At 63.6% G+C, this 16700-nt stretch carries 11 protein-coding genes; 2 read left to right on the forward strand and 9 right to left on the reverse strand.

The annotated features are described in order from the left end of the window. Nucleotides 1–741: 741 nt before the first annotated feature. Nucleotides 742–1791: a S41 family peptidase gene (locus GO988_RS20920; RefSeq protein WP_198172972.1), complete on the forward strand. Its 1050-nt coding sequence runs from the start codon at nucleotides 742–744 to the stop codon at nucleotides 1789–1791. A 212-nt stretch (nucleotides 1792–2003) separates the two neighbouring features. Here GO988_RS20920 and GO988_RS20925 read toward each other — a convergent pair whose 3' ends face one another. The 4 genes from GO988_RS20925 to GO988_RS24800 form a co-directional block, all read right to left on the reverse strand. After that, complete coding sequence (locus tag GO988_RS20925; RefSeq protein WP_157569284.1) at nucleotides 2004–3710, reverse strand: sensor histidine kinase; 1707 nt, start codon at nucleotides 3708–3710, stop codon at nucleotides 2004–2006. Between the two features lie 13 nt (nucleotides 3711–3723). Continuing rightward, entirely contained in the window at nucleotides 3724–4149 is a 426-nt protein-coding gene (locus GO988_RS20930; protein ID WP_157569286.1) for a response regulator, read from the reverse strand. A 46-nt stretch (nucleotides 4150–4195) separates the two neighbouring features. Further along, nucleotides 4196–6799: a PAS domain-containing protein gene (locus GO988_RS20935; protein WP_157569288.1), complete on the reverse strand. Its 2604-nt coding sequence runs from the start codon at nucleotides 6797–6799 to the stop codon at nucleotides 4196–4198. 129 nt (nucleotides 6800–6928) lie between these two features. After that, entirely contained in the window at nucleotides 6929–7084 is a 156-nt protein-coding gene (locus GO988_RS24800) for a hypothetical protein (protein WP_157569290.1), read from the reverse strand. A 56-nt stretch (nucleotides 7085–7140) separates the two neighbouring features. Between GO988_RS24800 and GO988_RS24805 the strand changes: the two genes are divergently transcribed. After that, nucleotides 7141–7374: a response regulator gene (locus tag GO988_RS24805; RefSeq protein WP_157569469.1), complete on the forward strand. Its 234-nt coding sequence runs from the start codon at nucleotides 7141–7143 to the stop codon at nucleotides 7372–7374. 94 nt (nucleotides 7375–7468) lie between these two features. Here the strand turns inward: GO988_RS24805 and GO988_RS20950 are convergent, their stop codons facing one another. The 5 genes from GO988_RS20950 to GO988_RS20970 form a co-directional block, all read right to left on the reverse strand. Further along, nucleotides 7469–10372, reverse strand: a complete 2904-nt coding sequence (locus GO988_RS20950) for a PAS domain-containing protein (protein ID WP_157569291.1) — start codon at nucleotides 10370–10372, stop codon at nucleotides 7469–7471. Nucleotides 10373–10530: 158 nt separating this feature from the next. Beyond that, nucleotides 10531–10953 carry a response regulator gene (locus GO988_RS20955; RefSeq protein WP_157569294.1) on the reverse strand — a complete coding sequence of 141 codons (423 nt, stop codon included), beginning with the start codon at nucleotides 10951–10953 and terminating at the stop codon, nucleotides 10531–10533. 9 nt (nucleotides 10954–10962) lie between these two features. Further along, a complete protein-coding gene (locus GO988_RS20960) occupies nucleotides 10963–13413 on the reverse strand; it encodes a PAS domain-containing sensor histidine kinase (protein WP_157569295.1) in 2451 nt (816 codons plus the stop codon). A gap of 209 nt (nucleotides 13414–13622) precedes the next feature. Beyond that, entirely contained in the window at nucleotides 13623–14033 is a 411-nt protein-coding gene (locus GO988_RS20965; RefSeq protein WP_157569297.1) for a response regulator, read from the reverse strand. A gap of 23 nt (nucleotides 14034–14056) precedes the next feature. Beyond that, nucleotides 14057–16672: a PAS domain-containing protein gene (locus GO988_RS20970; protein WP_157569299.1), complete on the reverse strand. Its 2616-nt coding sequence runs from the start codon at nucleotides 16670–16672 to the stop codon at nucleotides 14057–14059. Nucleotides 16673–16700: the final 28 nt, after the last annotated feature.

Genomic DNA, 16700 nt, shown 5'->3' on the forward strand with positions numbered 1-16700 from the left:
AGTAATTCGGGTGAGACGCCGGGTTTTTGCAGGGACCTCCCTAGCGCTACAAACCCACGAAGCCGAGGCTGATTCTTGAAACAAGAATATGGTATAATGAATACTGCATTCCTGTTCATCCGTTAATGCTACTGCCGGCCGCAACTTAGCCAGGCTGGCAATAGGGACGCTAGCAAGGAGTTGCTCCTCCATATCCTCCACTAGCACTACTGTAGAAGCATTGTATGCCAGGACAGCATAGAGGTTCAGGGCTACGAGTTGAAGTCAGAAGTAGGGTTAGGGAGCGGTTCCCTACTTGCATAGCGAAAGATTTCTAGCGGGTAGAATTGAGGAGAGCCCAGGCTAAAGGGTAACAGGATAACGCGCAGTTTTGGCTGACCAGCAAGCCGGACCTGCCAGTAGCTTCCCTTCGTCGAGTACATCAGTCAACTGCCTGATGACTAATAAGCTTGAAAATACCGGCCTGGCAGAATTCGCGCATTTTTCGCGGACAGCGGGCTTTCTGCTTCCTAAGTGTAACGAATTGCCTACGGAGTGGTATGCGATAGTACCGCCTTATTCTCTAGGTAGAAATGCGTTCTCAATTAAGCAAAAAGTAGCTTACAATCTGAGTGAACCAACGCTAAGCGGCTTGACCACTAAAGCCCTATGAATAAAGCCTTATTTTTAGCAGTAGTACCATGGTTTTGCCTGCTAACAGTGCAGGCCCAAAATCCCGTTTCCTATCCTAAAGACACGTTAGTGTCCGCTCCGGAATTAAATTTTGAGGTATTATGGTACACCTTCGAGGATAACTACGCGTTTTTTAAGCTGCGGCACATTGACTGGCACCAAGCCTATCGGCAGTACCGGCCGCGCATAAAATCTACTACCACCCCGGATTCACTCTACGCGGTATTTTCGGCCATGCTGACTCCATTTCAGGACAACCACATCAACGTGATTGTGCCCGGCGAAAAGCAGTTCAAGTCAGTGAAGCCCTCGCGGTTTGCGCAAGAGTTTCCCACCGATAACCTGCGCGCTCAGTTTTGGGCGATGGTGGACCAGACGCTGGCCCGCAACGGCTTTGGCCCGCTGCAAGCGCTGGGCCCAGCTTTTCATGGCCAGCCCTTGTTTCGCTATGCCGTGTCGCCCCGGTTAGCTTACTTACGCTTCAACCGCTGCTTCGTGGACCAAGATGCCGATAATAAGGTCGATGCCGTAGCGCTCGGCCAGTTGCTAGATACGCTGTTTCCCCAATTTGCTAAGTCGCAGGCGCTGTTGATTGACGTACGCGACAACATCGGGGGCAACGACGAGTTCGGCTTTGAGATAGCGGGCCGCTTCACCAGTCAAAAGGTAACGGCCCTGTACAAGCAAACCCGCAAGCGTGGTGGCGGCTACGACGAGTTAGAAGCGCCCGAAACGTGGGTTATCGAGCCGCGCGGCAAAACGCCCTATCCCGGTCAAGTAGTGTTGCTGACCAACGATAAGACGGTGAGTGCCGGTGACGTATTTGCCCTGATTATGCGGCAACTGCCCTGCACGCAGCTTATCGGCGAGAACACGCGGGGCATCTATTCCGATATGTACGGCTTCACGCTGCCCAACAAATGGCTGATTTCTTTATCGAACCAGCGCTACTACGATGCGAAAAGGGTGTGCTACGAAGGCACTGGCACGCCGGTCGACGTGCTGGTAAAAAATACCCGGCAGGATTTAGTAAGTGGGGTTGACCCGGTCGTGACGCGGGCATTGGCGGCGTTGCAGAAGCGGCCTTCACCTAGGACTTTGCATGCCGCAAAACAGTAATAGGCATTTAGCCAAACGGGCCTTTATTGGATTATTTTATCTTGTTAATCCACTAATTGTGGCGAATAATATGAAAAGCCATTTTCAGTAATCAAGCCTAAAAGCGTAAACAAGCAACCCGACCCGACGGACTAACTTCTCGGGCGCTATTTCCCGTTTACGAGGATGACTCTCAGCAGCATCCAGCCCGTCGCTTCTGGGTACGCTACAACTTACTGGACCTGCCCGGGCTTAGGGAGCACGACAGTAAAAGTCGTGCCCTGACCGGGCGTGCTGCTCACGTCCAGCGCGCCGCCCCGCTGCTGTACAATGGCCTGAATGAGGTGCAGGCCCAGGCCTACCCCCTCGCCGTCGGCCGTGAGGCGGGTGAAGGGCTGGAACAGCCGGTCCCGGTCGCGGGCCAGGTCGATGCCGCGCCCGTTGTCGGTCACCGTGAGTACCACGGCCGCCCCCTGGTGGTGGCTGCGCACCTGAATGGCAGGCGCCCGCTCCGGGGCCCGGTACTTGAGAGCGTTGCTGACCAGGTTCTTCAGGATGCTTTCCAGGTATACCCGCGGGAAGTGCGCGGTAGGGGCCGCGCTGAAGTCGGCCGTGAGCTGGCCCTGCTGCTGGCGCAGCAGCACCGCTACTTCGGCCGCTACCGTGGCGTAGACCTCGGCCAGGGCCACCGTTTCGGCGGGCGTGGCGGCGGCCCCGTGCTGGGTGTGCAGCACTTGCAGCAGGCCTTGAATGGTGCCGGTCAGCAGCTGCACTTCCTTGGCCACGAGCGACACGAGGTAGTCGCGGCTAGGGCCAGGGACTTCTTCCTGGTACACTTCCAGTAGGCGCTCCAGGTTGTTGGCCGGCCCTTTCAGGTCGTGGGCCACGATGTGCACGAAGGAATCGAGCGACGTATTGGCCTCGCGCAGGGCTTGGTTGAGGCGTTGCGCCTCGTGGATGGTGGAGGCCCGCGCCAGGGCCCGGCCGGCGTAGTCGGCCACCAGGGCAAAGAAGGCGTGGTACGCCTCCTCCAGGGGCCGGCGGGCGCTCAGGCCCACTATCAGCACGTAGGCGGTGCGGCTGGCCGGGGCCGTGAGCAGGGGCAGCAGCAGCGCCCGCGTGGGCGGCGTGGGCCACGCGCCGGGCGGCCAGCCCCCAAAGCGGTCGGGCAGGTGCTCGACCAGTAGCGGCTCGCCGCGGCGCAGGGCGTCGGCCAGCGGCCAGCCGTGGGGGAGGGGCGTAGCCGGGTCGGCGGGCAGGGTGGCGGGGGCCGTGGGCTCGCCGGCCGGCAGCCCAAACCAGGCCCGCAGCTGCGCCTGGGGCGCGGCGGCCTCATGCGCGTAGAGCAGGGCGAAGGGAATGTCGTCGGGGTTGGTGGCCAGGGCCGCGATGAGGTGCTGGGCCGCTTCGGCCGGCAAGGCCGACAGGGCCGTTTGCGAGGTGAGGTGGCTGAGCAGCGCCAGGCGCCGCTGCTGCAAGACGGTGGTGGTCGTTTCGAGGGCCGTCACGAAAATGCCGCCCACCGCGCCGGATTCGTCGTAAATCGGGCTGTGCGAAAACGTGAAGTAGGCTTCTTCCACGAAGCCCTGGCGGTTGGGCAGCACCAAGCTGTTTTCGAAGTAGGTAGTCTGGCCGGCCAGCACGGGCCGGAAGATGTCGAGCAGAAAGGGCCACATCTCGCGCCACCACGGCTCGGCGGGCTGGCCCAGCGCGCCGGGGTGCTTGCCTTGCAGGATGGTGGCGTAACCGTCGTTGTAGAAATGCACCAGCTCGGGGCCCCAGTGTACCATCATGGGGAAGCGCGAGCCGAGCATGATGCCCACGGCCGTGCGCAGGCTCTGCGGCCAGGTATCGACTGGCCCCAGCAACGTCTGTGACCAGTCGAGCTGCCGGATGCGCTCGCCCATTTCGCCCCCGCCTTCAAAAAATACCTGTGCCATAAGGGCCTGTGCGCTAGTGGCTAGCGGGGAACTGGGCCGGAAAATGCTGGTGCAACACGTCGCGCAGCTTGGCTTCGGTCAGGGGCTTGGTGAGGGTGCCGGCAATGGGCAGCTGCCCCACTAGGTCCAGGTCGCGGGGGTTAACGGAAGTCGTGAGCAGCACGATAATCGTGGCCTGGCGCTGCGCCAGCGGTAGGTGCTGGTAGGCGGTGAGAAATTCCAGCCCGTTCATCACCGGCATGTTCACGTCCAGTAAAATCAAGTCCGGGCAACTGCCCCCGGCCGCCGTGCACACTTGCGCTAGGGTGGCTAGCGCTTCGGCTCCGTTCTCGGCTACTAGCAAGTGCTCGGTAATAGCCAGGCGCTTGAACAGAATTTTATTCAGGAAATTGGTGGTCGAGTCGTCATCGACGAGGAGCACGCTGGCAAGCTTGGACATAGAACTAAACGTAAAACCGCCAGCTTGGAGGCGCCGCGCAACGTGCTTAAATCGGTAAGGAAACCGTAAAAGTAGAGCCCACGCCCAGCTGGCTGTGCACCGTGATGCTGCCCCCGACGTTCTCCACCATTTTCTTCACCATGTAGAGGCCGATGCCCGTGCCCTCGACGTGGGTGTGTAGGCGCTGAAACAGGCCAAAAAGCCGGCTTTGCTGGCGCTCATCGAGGCCCAGGCCATTGTCTTGCACCCGCAACTGCACCCGCTGGCCCACCTGCGCACAGGTAAGCTGCACGCGCAGGGGCCGCTCGGGGGCGCGGTACTTGAGGGCGTTGCTGAGCAGGTTGTAGATGACGGAGCGCAGGTTCTTTTCGGAAAACGTGACGGCCGGGCAACCCGCCACGTCCACCGTCAGCTGGCCCTGGGCTTCGAGCAGCACGGGGGCCAGGTCGAGCTGCACCTCGGCCACCAGCTGGGCTAGGTTCACGGTCTGCACGGGCTGGGCGTGGGCCTGCTGAAGCTTGCTGACCTCCGTGAGGTCGGCGATGGTGCGCTTAAAGCGGTCGACCGCGCCCTGCATGCGCTCCAGGATGGGGGCCACCAGCTCGTCTTGCTGGGCCTCGGCGGGTAGCTGGTAGGTAAGGGCCAGCAGCAGGCCCTCGATGTTGGCGATGGGCTGCTTGAGGTCGTGGCTGGCGGTGTAGATGAAGTTGTCCAGGTCCACGTTGGTGCGCGTGAGCTGGTGGTTGGAAGCGTTAAGCTCCTCGTTGCTGGCCAGCAATTCCTCGTTGATGGCGGCTAGCTCCTCGTTGAGGGTTTGCACCTGCTGGCGGGCCAGCACCTGCGCCGTCACCTCGATGGCTACGCACGCAATGGCCGCCGGTTGGCCGGGGGCTGCGCGCAGGGGCTGGTACACGTAGCTGAAATAACCTACCTCGCCGGGCTGGTGGTGGGCCAGCTGGACGGCTTGCTCGCTAGCCGCGTACGCCCGGTCCTGCGTCCGTACCTCATCGAGCAACTTGCGCATGCCTTGGGCTTCCAGCTCGGGCAACACCGTGAAGAGTTGATGGCCGACTACCTCTTCAGGCGCCCGCCCCCACATGTGGCCCATTGTTGGATTGACGACATCGAGCACGTAGTCGGGGCCCCGAAACACGGCAATGGCCACCGGGGCCTGCTCAAACACCTCCCCCAGGCGCTGGTCCTGGGCGGCGCGCTCGCGGCGGGCCAAGACCTGCTGGGTCACGTCGTTGGCGTAGGTGACGAAGCCGTCGATGCGGCCGTGCTCGTCGTAGCGCGCCTGGTAAGTGAGGTCGAAGTAAATATCCTCAATGGGAGCCCCCTCCGCACGAGCTATCGGCACGAGTACTTCCTTGCCCTCAAACGGCACCCCTGTGTCATAAACAGCCCGCAGAATGTCAACCAGTGGCGTGCCCGCCACTTCGGGCAGGGCTTCGAACAGCGGCCGGCCTAGGAGCTGGCGGCCGGGGAACATTTGCTGGTAGCCGGGATTCACGAACTGATACACCCAGTCGGGCCCGTCGAAGATGCAAATGGCCGACGGGGCGCGCATAAACAGGTCTTCAAGCCGCCGCCGCTGCCGCTCGGCGCTGGCGCGGGCGGTTTCCGCCTCCTGGGTGCGCTCGGCTACCCGGCCTTCCAGCTCCTGGTTCAGCTGCCCTAACTGCTGTTGGGCCAGGGTCAGCTCCACGTTGCTGGTCAAAAACTCCTCGTTGCTGGCCCGCAGTTCTTCGTTGCTGGCGGCCAGCTCCTCGTTGAGAGTTTGCACCTGCTGGCTGGCCAGCACTTGGGTCGTCACGTCGTAGGCAAAGACAAAAATGCCGTCGATGGCCCCGGCCACCGTACGGCGGGCCTTGTAAATAAAGTTATAGTAGCGCTTTTCCAGCTCGGTTAGCTGCTCGTTGTTGTGGTCGAGTTGCACCAGCATCTCGTTGGCCCGGAAGGTTTCGCCCGTGCGGTACACCCCGTCGAGCAGGTCGAAAATGGGCTGGCCCGCCAGCTCGGGCATGGCCTCGGCAATAGGCTTGCCCACCAGGGGCCGGTCGCCCACCAGGGCCTGGTAGGGCGGGTTCACGAACTGAAACACGTGCTGCGGCCCGTCGAACACGCATATCATGGCCGGCGCTTCCTGAAAGGTCTGGTACAGCTGCTGGCGCTGGGTGTCGGCGGCCAGGTGGGCGGCCTGCTCCTGGGCCTGGCTGATGCGCAGGGCGTCTTCTACCGTCGTGCGGGGCTGGCTGGCCGTGTCGGTAAAGCTGACCAGCAGCAGGTCTTCACTGCGCTGGGCCGATAGCAGAAAGTAATTATCAAGGCCATCGTATTGGTAATTAACCTCGTAGCGCCCGCTCTCCTCAGTCAGAAACGTATCGCGGTAGAAGGCAAAAATACCCGTTTCTACCGCGTGCGGGTAGCGGGTGAGGAAACTGTCGGCCGGGCACTCGGGCAGCCCCAGCTGCTGCTGGGCCGCCGGGTTGAGGTACACGTAGGCCAGGTCAATGAGTTCAGTTTCCCCACCAGCGGCATACCGGGGCCGGAAGAGGATAAAACCCGTCAGCGAAATAGCTAAGGCAGCGCGTAACAGCGAGGTACAGGCAACTGGGTCAGTAGGGAGGGAGGCTGCAAGCGCAGGCATAAAGGGATAAGCGTAGCGAAGGATAAATATAAGGGGCTGCCCCGCACCGGTAGCTCGGCAGTAAATCGCGGGCCTAGGTCGAATGTTGGCCCGCAAAGGAAGCAAGGGGCCGGTGAAGGCAAGGCGCTGCTACGAAGGTGGCAACGAAACGTAGACCGTAAAAGTCGAGCCCTTCCCCACCTCGCGCTGCCCGGCAATAGTGCCCCCGGCGTTCTCCATCATTTTCTTCACCCTATAGAGGCCGATGCCCAAACCCTCGACTTGAGTGGGCAGGCGCTGAAACATGCCAAAGGCCTGGGCCTCGCCCTGCGTGAGGGCGAGGCCCAGGCCTTTGGCATGTACTGGTTAGCGGCCGTCAGCTCGCCGTTGATGGCCGCCAGTTACTGGTTGAGGCGCTCCACCTGCTGGTTCCGCCGAGACCGCTGCTGGTGCTGCTCGACTTGCAGATGCCAGTCATGGATGGCCTTGCGTTTTTGGCGCACCAGTGCCAGTTATCTCTTGCCTTTCAGCAGACTATGACGGTTATCGTCCTCACAGCGGCGCACGAGTCGGAGCAGCAAGTGCTTGTTCAGTAGCTAGCGGCGCTCGCCTAAGACTGGGCTGAGCTACCGGCCGTCGAACCGGAAACTAGCCGTTAGCTCTAAGCAGGGCATCCGGTAAAACGTTGCCCTAGGGAGAAACCGAAGAGAGCGGCAATCTCACCGTAAAGGTAGCCCCCACCCCCTCTCGGCTCTGCACGGTGATGGTGCCCCCGGCGTTTTCGACTATGCGCTTGACCATGTAGAGGCCCACGCCCGTGCCTTCCACGTGGGTGTGCAGGCGCTGAAACAACCCGAAAAGCTGTCGCTGCTGGGCTTCGCTCAGTCCCAGGCCGTTGTCCTGCACCGTGAGCACTACGGCACCCGGCGCACGGGTGGCACGCAGGGCAATGACGGGCACCCGGTCGGGGGCCCGGTATTTGATAGCATTGCTGAGCAGGTTGTAGACCACCGAGCGCAGGTTCTTGGGGGCGAACAATACCTGGCTGTCCGGGCTGATGTCCACTGTCAGCTGCGCCCCGGCGGCTGTTAGCTGCGGCAGCAAGTCCAGGCGCACGTCGGCTACTACTGGCCCTAGGTGCACTTGCTCGGCCGGCAGGTTTTGCGCCTGCTGCAGGCGCGAAATATCGGTGAGCTGCTCGATGGTGAGCTGAAACCGCTCCACGGCACCTTGCAGCAGGCGCAGGATATGCGCGGTGGTTTCCTCGCTTTGCACCTGCGCGGGCAAGACGTCGTGCAGGGCGGTAAGCAAGCCCTCAATGTTGGTAATCGGGGCTTTGAGGTCGTGCGAGGCCGTGTACACGAACGTGTCCAGGTCCACGTTGGTGCGCGTGAGCTGGGTGTTGCTTTGGTTTAGCTCCGTATTGGTTAGCTGCAGCGTGTGGTTGAGGCCGGCCAGCTCTTTATTCAACTCTTGCACTTGCTGGCGGGCTAGCACCTGCTCGGTGACCTCGGTGCCGACCGCAATCAGGCCCCAGGTGGCCCCGTGCTCGTCGTAGAGTGGGTGAAAGCCGAAGTTGACGTAGGCCTGCGTCGGCAAGTCGGTATGACCCCGGTCGAGCGTCACGGGGGCTTCGCGCACGAAAAACGGCTCGCCCGTACGCAGCACGCCGGCCAGGATTTCCTCGAAGCCTTGCCCCGCCGTGTCGGGCACCGCCTCGAAGTAGGGCCGCCCCAGGGTCTGCGCCGAGCTACGCCCCCAAATAGCGGCCACGGCCTGGTTGGCCAGTTCGACCACCAGGCTAGGCCCCCGCATAATGGCGATGGCCACGGGGGCCTGCTCGAAAATGCGGCGCAGCTCGCTCTGCTGGGCTTCGCGCTGCTGGCGGGCCAGGGCCTGCTCGGTGGCGTCGGTGGCAAACACCGACACGCCTACCGTCTGGTCGTTTTCGCGGTAGGGCTGGTAGGTGAAGTTGAAGTAGCGGGTCTGGGGCGGCTGCCCTTCCTCCAGGGTTAGCAGCACGGGTTCTTCTCGTCCCACAAAGGTCTCCCCGGACTGATACACGCGGTCGAGGCGCGCCAAGGCCCCGCTGGCTTCGGCATTGGGGTGGGCATCGGCCAGCCGGTGGCCCTGCAGGGCTTGCCCCGGAAAGAAGCGCTGATAGGCTGGGTTGGCATATTCAATCCGGTGTTCAGGCTCGCGCAGCAGCATGATGGCGGCCGGGGCCTGCTCGAAGGTTTGAAACAGGTCTTCGCGCTCCTGGGCCTGGCGCTGGGCTACGGTCAGCAGGGCAGCTTGCAAGGTATCGGCCTGGCGGCGGGCCAGCACCTTTTCCGTTTCGTCCACGGCAAAGGTCAAAATGCCCGTGATGCCGCCCTGCTCGTCGCGCAGGGGCTGGTAGCTGAAATCGACGTAGAGCGTCTGCGTCTGCTGGGTAGCGGCATCGAGTAGGCGTACCGGAATCTCGCGGCCCAGGTAGGGCTCGCCGGTGGTATACACCCGGTCGAGCAAGTCGATAAAGCCCTGCGCCACTAGCTCGGGCTGGGCCTCGGCCGAGGGTTGCCCTAGCGTGGCCCGGTTGCCCACGAGGGTGCGGTAAATGTCGTTGGTAAAGGCGAAGCGGTGCTCGGGCCCCTCCAGGCTGGCAATGGCGGCGGGCACCTGCGCCAAAATCTGCCTGAGCTGCCGGCGCTGCTCGGCCAGCGCCTGGGTGCGCTGCTGCACGCGGGTTTCCAGCTCCTGGTTGAGCTGCTCGACCTGGCGGCGGGCCAGCACCTGCGCCGTCACATCGTAGGCGAACGTAATGACGCCACTGATGTGCCCCTGCGCGTCGCGGGTAGCCTGGTGCACCAAGTTGAAATACGTTGTAGTCAGCGCGCCCGAATTGGTGCGGTCCGACTGCGTTTCAATCTCCTGGCCATAATACGTTTCGCCGGTTTGGTAGACGTGGTCCAGCTGCGCCAGCAATTGCGGCTGCTGCGCAATTTCGGGCACCGCCTCGCGCAGCGGGCGGCCCAGCAGGGGCCGCTCGCCCACCAAGGCCTGGTAGTTGGCGTTGGCCAGGACGTAGGTATGGGCCGGCCCCTCAAAGGCCACGATAATGGCCGGGGCTTGCAGCAGAAAATCGGCCAGCCGCTGCCGCTCGGTTTCCACGGCGGCCTGGGCAGCCCGCTCGCGGGCCTGGCTGGCGCGCAGTGCCTGCTCCACCTCCTGGCGCTCCTGTTCGGCCGAGGTGGTAAAGCTTACCAGCAGCAGCTCGCCCACGCGCTGGGCCGCGAGGCGGAAGTAGGCATCGTAGGCGCCGGGCTGGTGGTAATTGGCGGCCAGGTGGCACGGCTCGCCTCCCGCCAGGTACGCCGCACGATGGAACTCAAAACCAGCTTTGAGTTCGGTAAACTGCTGGCGGTACGTGACTGCTGGCTGGGCGGGCAGGCCAAGCAGGCGCTGGGCGGCGGGGTTGAGGTAAGCAAAGGAAAAATCTACCACCTGCCCGGTGGCATCCAGCACGGGCGCGTAGCCCACCACGCCACTCACGGAAAGGTCCAACAGAGCGGGTAGCAGCTGCTCTGCCGGAACCAAGGGAAAAAGGGTCATAAACAGCACGATAAAATCAGCGGGCAGACAGGCCCTGGCAGCACGGTTCCACCACGAAGATATTCACCAGATTTGGCCCCCTAGGGTTATCGCTTACCCAGCCGGAAAGAACGGTTCTGCCAGGCGGCCAGCGACCGGTAAGAAAGCGCTTCGGCTGCTTACTTGGCTGCGAAGTGCTCGGCCAGCAGCGTCGTTACTTTCTCCCTGGTGAGGGGCTTGTTAAGAAAGCCGGTGATGGGCAGCTGCTCCACGCGGACCTGGTCGAGGGGGTTGAGTGAGGTGGTGAGCATGGCCACCACGGTGTGCTGCCGCCGCTCGGGCGGCAGGGTGAAGTAGGCTTCCAGAAAGGCCAGCCCGTTCATAATAGGCATGTTCATATCGAGCAGAATCAGCTCGGGACAGCCCGGCCCGTCGGGGGGCGTGCAGCGCTCCTGTAAAATGCGCAGGGCCTCGGCTCCGTTTTCGGCTACGAGCACCTCTTTAGTCACCCGCATAGTGGTTAGCAGCAGTAGCTTATTAAGAAAATTGGTCGTGGTGTCGTCGTCCACGAGCAGCACGCCGTTGAGGATAGGAGTAGTCAAAATAGGGAATCAAATAGGAAACGTAACGGTGAAGGTGGACCCCTGGCCGGGTTGGCTGGCTACCTCGATGCGGGCCCCGACATTCTCAATCAGGCGCTTAATCATGTAGAGGCCCACGCCCGTGCCTTCTACGTGGGTATGCAAGCGCTGAAAAGCCTGAAACAGCCGTTCCTGCTGGCTGGCGCTCATGCCCAGGCCGTTGTCCTGCACCGTGAGCACCACGGCGGTGGGCTGGCGCTCGGCCCGCACCGTTACCTGGGCCGGGCGGGCCGGGTCGCGGTACTTGAGGGCGTTGCTCACCAGGTTGTAGACGATGGAGCGCAGGTTGGCTGGGGCGAAGTACAAGCCCAATCCGTCGGCAATGGCTACTTCTACCTGCGCCTGGGCCGCCGTTACTTCAGTCGCCAGGTCGGCCAGCACGGCGGCCACCAGCGGCCCTAGGGGCACCTGCTGCGCGGGGCCGGCCGGCGACTGCTGCAAGCGAATCAGCTCGGTGAGCTGCTCGATGGTGAGGCGAAAGCGGGCCACGGTGCCGTCGAGCAAATCCAGTAGCGGGGCGACTAGCGACTGCTGCTGCACCTCCACGGGCAGCGTGTCGCGCAGCACAGCTAGCAGGCCTTCCAGGTTGGTAATCGGGGACTTGAGGTCGTGCGAGGCGGTGTACACGAACGTGTCCAGGTCGGCGTTGGTGCGCCGCAGCTGCTGGTTGGTTTGCAGCAGGGCCTGGTTGGTGCTGGTCAACTCCTCGTTGAGGGCCTGCACCTGCTGGCGGGCGCTGACCTGCTCGGTCACATCCACGGCCACGCAGGCGATGGCCGCCACCACGCCCTGCTCGTCGAGCAGGGGCTGGTGCACGAAGGTGTAGTAGCCCGGCTGGCCGGGCTGGTGGTAGGTGAGGTGGGCGGGCCGTTCCTGCTGGTAATACGGCTGCCCGGTGTGCCACACCTGGTCAAGCAGCTCGGCAATGCCCTGGCCTTCCAGCTCCGGCATAGCTTCCATAAAGGGCTGGCCCAGCAGCTCTTCCGCCGAATGCCCCAGGATGCGGGCCATCAGCGGGTTTACTACTTCCAGCACGTGGTTGGCCCCGCGCACCACGTACAGGGCGGTGGGCGACTGCTCGAACACGGTGTGCAGCAGCTGGCGCTGGGCTTCGCGCTCCTGGCGGGCCAGCACCTGCTCGGTCACCTCCACTCCGAAGGCCAGCACCCCCCTGGGCTCGCCCTGGGCGTCGCGCAGCGGGGCGTAGGTCAGGTCATAGTAGCCCAGTTGCTGCTGCCCCACCGACTGCGTGCGCCAGAGGGGGGTAGTAGGACTGACAACCGGCGGGCCGCCGGCCCCGATGCGGCCGAGCATCTCGCCGAAGCCCTGGGCCACGGCATCGGGCTGCACCTCGGCCAGCGGGCGGCCTAGGGCGGGCTGGCCCCCCAGCAGGCGCTGGTAGTTGTTGTTGAGGAAGGAAAAGCGCAGCTCCGGCCCGCTGAGCGTGGCAATATAGGCGGGCGTCTGGCCCAGAATCTCCCCCAGCAGCGTCTGCTGCTCGCCCAGCTCGCGGGTGCGCTCAGTCACGCGGGCTTCCAGCTCGTGGTTGAGCTGCTCGACCTGCCGGCGGGTCTGCACGCTCTCGCTGACCTCGGTGGCCACCACCGTAATGCCGGTAATGCGCCCGTCGGTTTCGCGCAGGGGGTGGTACACGAAGTTCCAGTACACCGTATCGCGGTGGCCGTCGCGGTCGATGAAGGAGGGCAGCTCGTGGGCCACGTAGGGCTCGCCGGTGGCCAGCACGCCATCCAGCAGCTCCTCGAAGCCCTGGCCAGCTGCCTCGGGCAGCAGCTCGAAGAGCGGCATCCCCACGGCCTGCGCCGGGGTGCGGCCCCAGAGGGCGCACACGGCCGGGTTGGCCATTTCGATGACGTAGCGCGGGCCGCGAAACGTGGCAATGCCCACCGGGGCCTGCTCAAACAGCTCCGCTAGCTGCCGGCGCTGGGCTTCCTGCTGGCGGCGGGCGCGCACCTGCTCCGTCACGTCGGTAGCGAAAGTGCTGATACCCACCACCGCGCCTTGCTCGCGGGTGGCCTGGTAGGTGAAGGTGAAGAACCGCTCCTCGGCCGGCTGGTCGGCAGTGGCGGCCAGCGGCACGGACTGCTCGGTGCCGTGGTAGGTGGTGCCGGTCTGGTACACGCCATCGAGCAGGGCCAGGATGCCCGTGGCTACCAACTCGGGCAGGGCCTCGGCCACCGGCAGGCCCAGCAGCGGGCGGCTGGGCAGCAGCCGCTGGTAGGCGGCGTTCAGGTATTCGTAGTGGTGGGCGGGGCCGCGCAGCACGCACACGGCCGCCGGCGTGTCGTCGTAGAAGCGGTAGAGGGCCTGGCGCTGGGCCAGCAGGTGCTGGGCATCAGCCGAGTCGGCAGCGGGGGGAATAGCCGACGAGTCGGCCGAAGAGAAATCGGCGAAGGAAGCCATAGCGACACCGGGGGTAAAGCCCTGAACGACAGGAAAACCATCGCTGCAGCCCGCGTTTGCTAGACGAGGGCCGCGGGCAGCCGGTGCGTGGCGCGTAGGATAAAAAACTAATTAGGTAGGACTAGCCAAAGATAATAGCTAGCCACCCTGGCTAGCCCACTGGAAGCCAGGAAAATTCCGGGTTTAACCTGGCCCCCGACGCCTAGTGCCTACTGGCCAAAGTGTTCCCGGAGCAGCGTCGTCACTTTATCCTTGGTAAGGGGCTTGTTGAGGAAGCCGGCAATGGGTAATTGCTCGGCCCGCGCTAGGTCGATGGGGTGCAGCGAGGTCGTGAGCATGAAGATGACAATGGCGCGCTGCTGGGCCAGGGGCATCTGCACGTAGGCTTCCAGAAAGCCCAGGCCGTTGAGCACGGGCATGTTCATATCCAGCAAAATGAGCCTAGGGCACGCCGAGCTATCGGGGGCGTTGCAGGTCTGGTCGAGCGTGCGCAGGGCCTGCTCGCCGTCGCCGGCCGTGAGCACCTGCTGGGCCACGCTCATCTGCGTGAGCAAGAGCTTGTTGAGAAAATTGGTGGTACTGTCATCATCGACGAGCAGGATACTGGACAGGAGGGGCATTGGTAGCAAGAGCGGTAATCGACTTAGGCGGGAAACGTGAGGGTGAAGGTGGTGCCGCGGTCTACCTGGCTCTCAACGGCGATAGTGCCGCCGCCGTTCTCGACCAGGCGCTTGGTGATGTAGAGGCCCACGCCCGTGCCCTCCACGTGAGTGTGCAGCCGCTGAAACAAGCCGAACAGCTGCCGCTGCTGCACTTCGCTCATGCCCAAGCCATTGTCCTGCACGGTGAGCACGACGCGCTGCCCGGTGCGGGCTGCATGCACCCGTATCTGGCAGGGCCGGTCGGAGGCGCGGTATTTCACGGCGTTGCTAAGCAGGTTGTAGATGGCCGAGCGCAAGTTGGCCGGCGAGAAGGACACGACCAGCTCGGGCGCGACCTCGACCGTGAGCTGCGCCCCGGCGGCCGCAATAAGCGGGGTCAAATCCAGGCGCACGGCCTCCACCACGGCGGCTAGGTGCACCGGCTCGGCGGGGCCGGCGTGCACCAGCTGCAACCGGGAAATATCCGTGAGCTGGCCGATGGTGAACTGGAAGCGCGCCGTGGTCTGGGTTAGCAGGTCGAGCAGGTGAGCCACCAGCTTATCCTGCTGCACGGCGGGGGGTAGGGTCTCGCGCAGGGCCAGGGTGATGCTTTCGATGTTGGTAATCGGGGCCTTGAGGTCGTGGGAGGCCGTGTAGACGAAGGTGTCCAGGTCCACGTTGGTACGCGTAAGCCGGGTGTTGCTTTCGTTCAACTCTTCGTTGGTGACCGTCAGCTCCTGGTTCAGTATCTGCACCTGCTGCTGGGCGAGCAGCTGGCGCGTGACTTCAAAGGCAAACACGAGCGCGCCATCAACCTGGCCCTGCTCGTTGAAGCGGGCCTGCTGCACGTAATCAAAGTAGCGGTCCTCCAGGTGGCCGTCTGCCGGGCGGGCCAGTGGCACCAGAATGCTGGTTTCCTGGTGGGTCTGGCCGGTTTCGTACACCTGGCGCAGCGTGCGCAGGGCTTCCTGACCCCGCAATTCGGGCATAGCGTCTAGTATCGACAAGCCGATTTGCGGCCGCCCGGCAAACATGGCGGCGTAGAGCGGATTGAAAAACTCGAACACCAATTCCGGCCCGCCGATAATGGCCACGGCGGCTGGGGCCTCCCAGAGCAGCCGTTCCAGCCGCTGGCGCTGGTGTTCCGTGCTGAGGCGGGCCTGCACAGCCTCGGCGGTGCGCTGCTGCACGCGGGCTTCCAGCTCGTGCGTAAGCTGCCGCAGCTGCTGCTGCGACTTGATGAGGGCCACGTTGGCCAACTGGTATTCCTCGTTGCTAGCCCGCAGCTCCTCATTAATAGCGGCCAGCTCCTCGTTAAGCGTCTGCACCTGCTGGCGGGCCACTACCTGCTCGGTCACGTCCACGGCTACGCAGAGTACGCCGGTTACCTGGCCTTCAACCTCGTAAAGCGGCTGGTACACGAAGTTGAAATAGGTCGTGTGAAGCTGGCCGCCGCGCCGCAGCGTGGCGGGGATTTCGGTGCCGGTATACGGCGCCTGCGTGTGCAGCACCTGCCGCAGCAAGTCGTCGAAGCCCTGGCCTTGCAGCTCGGGCACGCCCTCCAGCAGCGGCCGGCCTAGGACCTGCGCGGGGGTGTGGCCCCAGAGCGCCGATATCACGGCATTCACTGACGTAACGTGCAAGTCTTCCCCCTCAAACAAAGCGATGGCCACCGGGGCTTGCGCGATAAGGGCTTGCAGCTGGTTCCGCTCGCGCTCGGCCTCGGCGCGGGCCGCTTCGAGCTGCTGGTTGAGCTGTTCGACCTGCTGGCGAGCCAGGACCTGCTCCGTGACGTCAATGGCCGACGTCAGCACGCCCGTGCGCTGCCCCTGGCCGTCGTAGCTCGGCTGATAGGTGATGTTAAAGTACCCCTGGTACGGCTGCCCGGCCCGGCGCAGGGAAACGAACTGCTCCTGCAAGTAATGGGGCTCGCCTGTGCGCCAGACAGCGCCGAGTATGTCCTCGAACCCCTGGCCGGCCAGCTCGGGCAGGGCCGTAAAGTGGGCCTGCCCCGCTACCTGCGCCAGGGACCGGTCCCAGAGCTGCGCCATGCGCGCGTTGGCAAACTCAATAACGTGGGTGGGGCCTTGCAGCAGGCTGATGGCTACGGGCGCTTGCTCAAACATGGCGTAGAGCGTCGCTTGCCGGGCTTCGGCGGCGGCCAGGGCCGCCTGCTCGCGGACCTGGCTCGCGCGCAACGCCTCTTCCACCGCCGAGCGGGGCTGCTCGTTGGTGTCGGTGAAGCTGACGACCAGCACTTCCCCGCTACGCTGCGCCGCGAGGTAGAAGTAGGCGTCGAGCCCGTCGTGCTGGTAATTGAATTGGTGCCGCTTGACCGTGGCCGCCTGGAACGCCTGGCAGTAAAAGTCGAATACGCCGGTGGGCCGGGCAGTGGGGTAAAGCGTCAGGAACGACTGCTCGGGCCGCTCCGGCAACTGCAGCATCTGCTGGGCGGCGGTGTTGAGCCGCACGTAGGCCAAGTCCACGATTTCGGCCCCGTCGGCCGCGAACACGGGCCGAAAAAGGATAACGCCCGTCATCGAGACGTTGAATAGCACTTCCAGCAGGTCTTCGGAAGCCGGCATGGGGGCCGGGTGCGCCGGAGTGTGAGCAGACATAAGGCTCGAAAAACAAATAATAGGGGCA

Source organism: Hymenobacter ginkgonis (genome assembly GCF_009755225.1).
Taxonomy (GTDB): Bacteria; Bacteroidota; Bacteroidia; order Cytophagales; family Hymenobacteraceae; genus Hymenobacter; species Hymenobacter ginkgonis.

Bases quoted from the DNA above. Each gene is read 5' to 3' on its own strand.
- GO988_RS20930 (WP_157569286.1), bottom strand. From the start codon at position 4,149: ATGTCCAAGCTTGCCAGCGTGCTCCTCGTCGATGACGACTCGACCACC.
- GO988_RS20925 (WP_157569284.1), bottom strand. From the start codon at position 3,710: ATGGCACAGGTATTTTTTGAAGGCGGGGGCGAAATGGGCGAGCGCATC.
- GO988_RS20960 (WP_157569295.1), bottom strand. From the start codon at position 13,413: ATGGCTTCCTTCGCCGATTTCTCTTCGGCCGACTCGTCGGCTATTCCC.
- GO988_RS20935 (WP_157569288.1), bottom strand. From the start codon at position 6,799: ATGCCTGCGCTTGCAGCCTCCCTCCCTACTGACCCAGTTGCCTGTACC.
- GO988_RS20965 (WP_157569297.1), bottom strand. From the start codon at position 14,033: ATGCCCCTCCTGTCCAGTATCCTGCTCGTCGATGATGACAGTACCACC.
- GO988_RS24800 (WP_157569290.1), bottom strand. From the start codon at position 7,084: ATGTTTCAGCGCCTGCCCACTCAAGTCGAGGGTTTGGGCATCGGCCTC.
- GO988_RS20970 (WP_157569299.1), bottom strand. From the start codon at position 16,672: ATGTCTGCTCACACTCCGGCGCACCCGGCCCCCATGCCGGCTTCCGAA.
- GO988_RS20950 (WP_157569291.1), bottom strand. From the start codon at position 10,372: ATGACCCTTTTTCCCTTGGTTCCGGCAGAGCAGCTGCTACCCGCTCTG.